The sequence below is a fragment of the Dietzia timorensis genome (assembly GCF_020742175.1).
GTDB lineage: Bacteria > Actinomycetota > Actinomycetes > Mycobacteriales > Mycobacteriaceae > Dietzia > Dietzia timorensis_A.
Map to the genome: position 1 here is coordinate 1 of NZ_DYXM01000178.1, position 7,466 is coordinate 7,466.

Genomic DNA, 7,466 nt, shown 5'->3' on the forward strand with positions numbered 1-7,466 from the left:
CGACAAGATCGAAGAGGAGGACCCGAACACCGCCGAGGTACTCGACACGCTGCTGGACCTCTACTTCCTCGACATCGTCGATAAGAACAAGGGCTGGTTCCTCGAGCACAACCGACTCACCACCGAGCGGACGAAGGCCGCGACGGCGTCCTATAACCGGCTGTGCCGTTCGCTGTCTTACTACGCCGACGATCTCATCAAGGCGTTCGGCATCCCGGACATACTCACCGACGTCCCGATGCTCCGCGAGGCCGGCGTCGATCCGGCCGAGGGCGCCGAGCCGGCGGGGTACAAGAAGTAACCCGACCACGCCACCTTCCGGCGTCTCTCGCGCTCCGCTCACCCGCCTTCGCCGCATGCGCAGGCGGGTGAGCTTTCCCCAGCGTTCGTTTGGCTGACTCCCGGACCGCCACCTCGCCATTGTTAAGGTATTTCTATGACGCTTCTTCTCGGAATCGGAGCGTCAGCCCTTGCTACCGGCCTGGCGTGGCCGCTGTCCCGCCTCATGGGACGGCAAGCGGGCTGGCCCCTGGCGATCCTCTACATCGCCGGGTTCGCCGCGCTCGTTCCTGAAGCGAGAACAGTCTTCTCGGGCGGCACCGGCTCGACGGCATCGATCCCGTGGGTTCCCGCACGAGGCTGGGACGCCGTCTTCATTGCCGAGCCCATCGGCATATTTTTCGCGCTCATCACCCTCGGGATCGGCGCGATCGTTCTGGTCTACTCCACGGCGTACTTCGACAAGACCGCCCCCGCCGAGGCGGGCACGATCCCCGCACACACCGAACCGCCACCGGGAACCCCGCTCGCAAAGGCCCCGGGATATGCCTTCTACCAGCTCATTGCCGTGTTCACGTTCGGGATGCTGCTATTGGTGCTCACCGACTCGCTCGCGGTGTTGTACGTCGGCTGGGAGCTCACCTCGCTGGCCAGTTTCGCGCTCATCCTCACCTCCGGCCGCCCGGCCTTCGCCTCGGCGATGCGCACCCTGTCCGCGACATTCGCCGGTGGACTCGCCCTTCTCGCCGCCATCGCTCTGGTGTGGATGTACTCGGGCACCGACCGGATCTCCGAGGCACTCGCCGGGCCCATGTGGAGCGACGAGCCGCAGATCGCCGCGCTCATCGCCGTACTCGTCGCCGTCGCCGTGTTCTCCAAATCGGCGCAGTGGCCGTTCCACTACTGGCTCCCCGGCGCCATGGCCGCAGCCACCCCGGTCTCGGCGTATCTGCATGCCGCGGCGGTGGTCAAAGCGGGTATCTTCCTCGCGATGCGCTTCTCCCCCGCATTCGCCGACATCTCGCTGTGGCGCACACTGCTCATCTCGTTCGGCCTCGGCACGGCGATCATGGCCGCGATCTTCGCCCTGCAGAAGTTCGACCTCAAGCAGCTCATGGCGTACTCGACGGTGTCGCAGCTCGGTTGGATTATCGCGGCGATCGGCGTCGGCACCGACGCGGCGCTCGCCGCCGCGGCACTGCACACCCTCGCCCACGCGCTGTTCAAATCCGGACTGTTCATGCTCATCGGCGTCGTCGACCACGCCACCCACACCCGCGACATCCGCGAACTTCGACGAATCCCAGGGCGCATCCGGAAGCTGCCTGTCGCGTTCGTCGCCACGCTCGTCGGCGCCGCAGGCATGGCGGGGATCCCGCCCCTCCTCGGATTCGTGTCGAAGGAGTCCATGCTCACCGCGTTTTCCTCGCTGGATGACGGCGGAGGGCGCTGGATCGTCCTGGCCGCAGCGACTGTCGGCGCCATCGGCACATTCGCCTACTGCGCGCGCATCGTCCTCGCCGCGTTCGTCGACGAGGACCGATCCACGTCGAAGGCCCCCGAAGGCGCGGCCGCGTCGATCCACAAGGTGTCTCCGGTGCTGCTGTGGGCTGCGGCGATCCCTGCGCTCGTCGGCCTCCCGCTGGCGTTCTGGATGGCCCCACTCGACGGGTTCCTCGATGCCTTCGCGGCGGCCGCGATCCCCGGCTCCCATTACCATTCCCACCTTGCGTTGTGGCACGGGTTCGGCATCGAAATCGCCATCACCTCCGTCGTCATCGTCGTCGGTGCGCTGCTTGCGTGGTGGCGGCGTCCGATCGAGCGGGCCCTGAACCGCCCGCTGCTCCCGTTCGACGGGGCGGGCGCCTCGGATGCGCTGGACCGCGAGGTCACGCTCGCCGGGGCCGCGCTCGCGAAGCTCACGGATTCCGATTCGCCCGCCCGGCACGTCGGCGCGCTACTGGCGACGATGTGCGGGCTCGCCGTGATCGGACTCCTCGCGATGTTCGGCTCCGGTGGTCCTGCGATGCTGCCGCCGCTGCAGCCGAACCTGAGCCGCGTGTCCGATGTGGTCCTGCTTCTCGCCATCGTCGTCGCGGTGATCGGCATGTGCGTCACCCGCTCGCGCGTGGCCACTGTCGTGCTGCTGTCGGCGGTCGGCATCTCGGTGACCGTGCAGATGTTCAGCCTCGGCGCGCCGGATGTCGGCCTGACCCAGCTCATGGTCGAGGCGATCACGGTAATCGTGTTCCTCCTCGTTCTGCGCCGACTCCCGACGCACTTCCGCCGACCTTCGCGTGGACGGCATTCGGCCGGCCTCGTGATGGCGGCACTCGTCGGGGTCGGCGCGACCGTCGGAACGCTCGTACTCACCTCGCGCCGCGAACGCTCGGACCTCGGCGAATACCTGCTCGCGAACACCGAGGAGATCAGCGGCGGGCACAATGTCGTCAACGTCATCCTCGTCGAGTTCCGCGCGTTGGATACCTTCGGCGAACTGTCCGTACTCGGCATGGCCGGCATAGCGATTGCCGCGGTGATCGCCTCGATGCGCGGGCGCTACCTAGACCCGGGCGACTCACTCGAGACGCCGTTCACCGAGCTGGAGGGCCGCCCCGAGCGGGTCCGCCGGGCATTCGGCGACGTCCGCCGCAACACCGTTCCGCTACGGCTGGTCGTGTGGTTCGCGGCTCCCGTGCTGATGGCGGTGGCCGCGCTGCTGTTCTGGCGCGGGCACAGCAAGCCCGGTGGCGGCTTTATCGCGGCGCTCGTCGCGTCGGCGGCCGTCGCACTGATCTACCTGTCCAGGGACACCGACCGCCCGCTGACCAGGCAGAATACCCCGTCCGTCGTCATCGGTATTGGGCTCTTACTTGCCGGCGGCACCGGCGTGGCCGGTTATCTGTGGGGCACGTTCCTCGAACCCAGGCATTGGGAGGTCGCGGGGATTGCGCTGTCGAGTTCGCTCGTGTTCGACCTCGGTGTGTCTTTCGCGGTGCTCGGACTCGTGATGCTGACAATCAACCTGCTCGGTATGGGAAGGCTACGCCCGAACGGCGAGGAACCCGCGAGGGAAAGCGAGTCGACTGCGCCGGACGACGATAGGCCCGAAGAGGCCACCCGACCCCGCGACACCGAAAAGGAGGCTGCCGAATGATTCTCGCAGTGACGATCGGTGTGCTCCTTGCGGGCGCGACGTACTTGATGCTCCAACGCGACATGCTGCGCGTGGTGTTCGGACTGACGCTGCTCAGCCATGGGGTCAACCTGCTGCTCCTCGCCACCGGCGTCGGCGCGTGGCGTGGTGAACCTCTAGAGGGCCGCACCGGTATCGACGAGGCCGCCGATCCACTTCCGCAGGCATTCGTGCTCACCGCGATCGTCATCTCGATGGCGGTGTCGATCTTCATGTGCGCGATCGCGGTGATCGGCCGCAACGACGACACCGAGGCCGCGCCGGCGACGGGAGGTAGAGCATGACCGACGTCGGCACTCTCCTTCCGCTGTTCCTCGGCGTCCCCATCATCGGCGCTGCGCTCGCCGTGTTGTCCCCGTGGCTCTGGGCGCGACGGGCACTGGTGTATGCGGTGCCGCTGGCAGCGCTCGTGGGTGGCGTGGCGCTCATCATCCACCACAGCTCTACGCCCGTTGAAGCCGTGGGTTTCGGCGCGTACGTGCCCGGGGTGGCGATCCCGTTCGTGTCCGACACGTTTTCCGCGCTCATGCTCGCGGTGTGTTCCGGCGTCGCGATTCTCGCGATCTGGCTTTCCGATGCGACCGGAGAGATAAGCCGCTCCCGCTTCTTCCCCGCGCTCGTGTTGCTCCTGCTCGGCGGAGTCAACGGCGCCCTGCTCACGGCGGACCTGTTCAACCTTTTCGTGTGGGTCGAGGTCATGCTCATGCCCTCGTATGCGCTGCTCGCGCTCGCCGGCGGGGCAAAGCGGATCGCCGCGGGCCGGCTGTTCGTGGTGATCAACCTGCTCACCTCGACGCTGCTCGTTGCCGGCGTCGGGTTGGTCTACGCGGTGTCGGGGTCGGTGAACCTTGCAGCGCTCGCCGGTGCTGCGCGCGAGGACGGACGTCTCGCGTTCGCGCTCGGCCTCGTCGTGCTGGCACTGTGCATCAAGTCCGGCGCGGTGCCCGTCCACGGCTGGCTGCCGCAGACGTACCCGAGCACGAGTTCCGGGGTGATGGCGCTGTTCGCCGGCCTGCATACGAAGGTCGCGCTGTACGCCGTGATCCGGATCTGGACCACGGCATTCGACCTCGACCCTGCGTGGGGTTGGATCATGCTCGCCGCGGCGCTTACGACGACGCTGGTAGGTGCGATCGCCTCGGCATCCGGTTCGCGCATCCGCGGGGTGCTCGCGTGGCAGATGGTCTCGGGGGTCGGCGTCATCCTCGCGTCCCTCGCCGTCGGCACGACGAAGGTGGCCGGCGAGCAGGGGCCGCAACTGGCGACGTCCATCGTCGCCGTCGCGCTCACCGGCGCGATCGTGTACATGATCCACCACATGCTCACCATCGGCGGCTTGCTTTCCGCGTTCGGCGCGTTCGAGCACCACTACAGCGCGCCGAGGCTCACCGGGCCGGGCGCACTGCGCGGAATGTGGTGGCGCGAGAGGCCGATGGCGTTTGTGACGATCGTGCTCATCGCCTCGCTCGTCGGCCTTCCACTCACCAGCGGGCTCGTCGCGAAATTCGAGGTCGTGCGCGCCGGCGCGATGGCTGGCGGCTGGCCGGGTCTCATAATGCTCGGCGTCGTGTGCGTGGGCTGGTTCGTCGGGCTGATCGCGATGATCCGCCTGTGGAAGCACACCATGTGGGACACCGAGGACGCCGACACTGAAGACGCTGACGACGAGCCCGCCGATCCCGAAGAACACGCTGAAACGACGGTGGCGCCACCCCGGCGCATGTCCGTCGCGCTGACGGCGCCGGCGATGATCTTCGCGGCGGCTAGCATCGCGATGTTCTTCGGTTACCAGCCGCTCGCGCAGACCGTGGACCGCGCCGTCGTCGGTCTCATCGACTCTCGTGATTATGTCGAGGCGGTACTCGGCTCCGATGCGATCGACGGTGAGTACATGGTGCCGCCGCTCGACCAAGACGCCGACTTCCGGCAGCTCGCCGGCGATGACGCGGCCGAAACTGTCGGCGCCGAGGGAGGCGACCAGTGATGCTGCGCCAGATAGCCAACGCCCCCGTCGTCGCGGCGTGGATGGGGTGGCAGATCCTGCTGGCCACGCTCGGGGTGATCCGCGCGGCGTTCTCACCCGCGCCGATCGGGCCGCCGATCATCGTGCGCTACGACCTCGTCGGAAAGAGCGACCTCCAGGCGACGGCGTTGTCGTGGGCGATCACCGTCACCCCGTCGACGCTCGTCCTCGGGATCGGGGACGACGAACTGTATGTCCACTGCGTCCTCGGAGGGGACCGCGAGGAGATCGTCGCCGAGATCGCCGAAATGGAACGGCGTCTTTTGACGGTGCTCTCTCCGCCGTCATCGCCGGAAAACCGCAAGGCGGCCGAAGCGAAGGGAGCGAAGCGATGAGTGTGTTGCTCGCCTGGCTGTTGGGCGTGGCCCTGGGAATCCTGGCGTTGTCCCTCGTGGGCACCGTGGTGAGGATCGTTCTCGGGCCCGACGACGCCACCCGGATCGTGCTCGCGGACATGGTGTTCTTCGGCGCGCTTGCGCTGTTCACCGTGTTCGTCATGTGGCGCGGCTCGGCAGTGGCTGTGGACGTGGTTCTTCTCGGCTCGCTCATCGGCGTGCTGTCCACCGTCGCGCTCGCGCGGATGATCTCGAGGGGGCGTAGATGACCGGCAGCGATTTCTCTTCTTCGGTGTGGACGGACCTCGCGGTCGGGGTGCCTGCGATCCTCGGCGCGCTGTGTTTCCTCGCCGCGACGCTGGCCGTGAACCGGGTGCACGACGCGCTCGGCCGGATCAACACGATGTCCGTGGCGACCGGGCTCGGCATGGTGTTGTTCATCGTCGCCGCGTTCGCGCATGTCACAGTTCGCGAGGGATTCAGCTTCGTCGTGCTCGCGGAGGCGCTTGTTGCCGTGTTCGCGACGTTCGTCGTCGTGACCATCGCGTCGATGACGATCGCGCGCGCGGTGTTCATGACCGGCGCCGAGCTCGATCCGGACACAGACACGCGCGATCTCGACGAGTAGCGCCTCTAGAACTTGGCGATCTCGAGCTTGCCCATCTGCATCATCGCCTCGTACGCGCCCGGCCGAGACATGAGTTCGTCCATATTGTCGGGAACGACCTGCCAGCTGAGCCCGTAGGCGTCCTTGCACCAACCACACTGCTCGGCCTCGGGGACCGTGGAAAGCGCAGCCCAGTAGCGATCAATCTCGTCCTGTCCGTGCGCGGCCAGCATCAGCGACATGCCCTCGTTGAACGTGAACGGCTGCTCGACCGCCGAGTCCATCGCGGTGAACCACTGCCCGGCCAGCCGGAAATCGGAAAACACGATGTCCCCTGCCTCGGCAGGTCCCGTCTGTTCCGGGTACTCGGCGATACTGCCCCAGCTCGACTCGGGGATCAGTTCGATGTAGGAGCTCACGGCCTCGCGCGCCTTGTTCTGCGCCGCGCCACAGAACATCAGCGAAGGCAGCACGAATGGGCGCGGCTCGCCCTCGGGATTGGTGAGGATGAGCTGCCAGCTCACCCCGAACTTGTCCATCACCCACGCGTACTTCTTGCTGAACGGGTACTCGTCCTTCGGCATCATCACGAAACCGCCGTCGGCGAGCTTGTCGAACACCGCGTCGAGGTACTCGCTCGCGTCCGGATACAGCACCGGGTCGAAGTTGAGCATGAAGTTGACCGACGGGTTCGGCTCGAACTCGGGGCCGGCGTTGATGATCGTAATCCGAGTGCCCGCGAGCTGCAGGTCCACCGTGACCGGCTTGCCGGCCATGTCTTTCTGGAAGTCGGGCAGGCCCTCGGTCGGGTATCGGCCCGTCACCTCGGACGAGAAATCGCGAAACACGTCTGCGTAGAACTCGGCCTGCTCCTCGGCTCGCTGGTTGGACCAGACGTTGGGGACGATCTTCTGGGAGGTAGTGCTGACGTCGGACATCGGGAGTTCTCCTCGCGGTTCGGTGGCTGCTTCCACGGTAACCGCGCCGCGCGCAGGGTCGCTTGTCCGTTTGTGCGCAGAAAATACC

The 7,466-nt window shown here is 66.8% G+C and carries 8 protein-coding genes; 7 read left to right on the forward strand and 1 reads right to left on the reverse strand.

The window, feature by feature from the left end:
• From K8V11_RS09215 to K8V11_RS09245, 7 genes are all read left to right on the forward strand, one after another.
• Positions 1–301: acyl-CoA dehydrogenase (locus K8V11_RS09215; RefSeq protein WP_303913073.1), on the forward strand; the 301-nt coding region annotated here is incomplete at its 5' end.
• A 135-nt stretch (positions 302–436) separates the two neighbouring features.
• A complete protein-coding gene (locus tag K8V11_RS09220; protein ID WP_303913076.1) occupies positions 437–3,436 on the forward strand; it encodes a DUF4040 family protein in 3,000 nt (999 codons plus the stop codon).
• Positions 3,433–3,759 (forward strand): sodium:proton antiporter, encoded by a 327-nt coding sequence (locus K8V11_RS09225; protein WP_303913079.1) that lies wholly within the window; start codon positions 3,433–3,435, stop codon positions 3,757–3,759. The genes K8V11_RS09220 and K8V11_RS09225 overlap by 4 nt, the downstream gene beginning before the upstream one ends.
• The gene (locus tag K8V11_RS09230; protein WP_303913081.1) at positions 3,756–5,459 is read left to right on the forward strand and encodes a proton-conducting transporter membrane subunit; all 1,704 of its coding nucleotides are present in this window, start codon (positions 3,756–3,758) and stop codon (positions 5,457–5,459) included. Before K8V11_RS09225 ends, K8V11_RS09230 begins: the two co-directional genes overlap by 4 nt.
• Positions 5,459–5,833, forward strand: coding sequence for a Na+/H+ antiporter subunit E (locus K8V11_RS09235; protein ID WP_303913084.1), 375 nt, complete (start codon positions 5,459–5,461; stop codon positions 5,831–5,833). Before K8V11_RS09230 ends, K8V11_RS09235 begins: the two co-directional genes overlap by 1 nt.
• Entirely contained in the window at positions 5,830–6,102 is a 273-nt protein-coding gene (locus tag K8V11_RS09240) for a monovalent cation/H+ antiporter complex subunit F (protein ID WP_303913087.1), read from the forward strand. The genes K8V11_RS09235 and K8V11_RS09240 overlap by 4 nt, the downstream gene beginning before the upstream one ends.
• Entirely contained in the window at positions 6,099–6,461 is a 363-nt protein-coding gene (locus K8V11_RS09245) for a monovalent cation/H(+) antiporter subunit G (RefSeq protein WP_303913090.1), read from the forward strand. The genes K8V11_RS09240 and K8V11_RS09245 overlap by 4 nt, the downstream gene beginning before the upstream one ends.
• Before the next feature lie 5 nt (positions 6,462–6,466).
• On the opposite strand, the gene K8V11_RS09250 is transcribed toward K8V11_RS09245, so the two are convergent.
• On the reverse strand, positions 6,467–7,378 hold the full coding sequence (locus K8V11_RS09250; RefSeq protein ID WP_303913093.1) for a VOC family protein: 912 nt from the start codon (positions 7,376–7,378) through the stop codon (positions 6,467–6,469).
• Positions 7,379–7,466 lie beyond the last annotated feature (88 nt).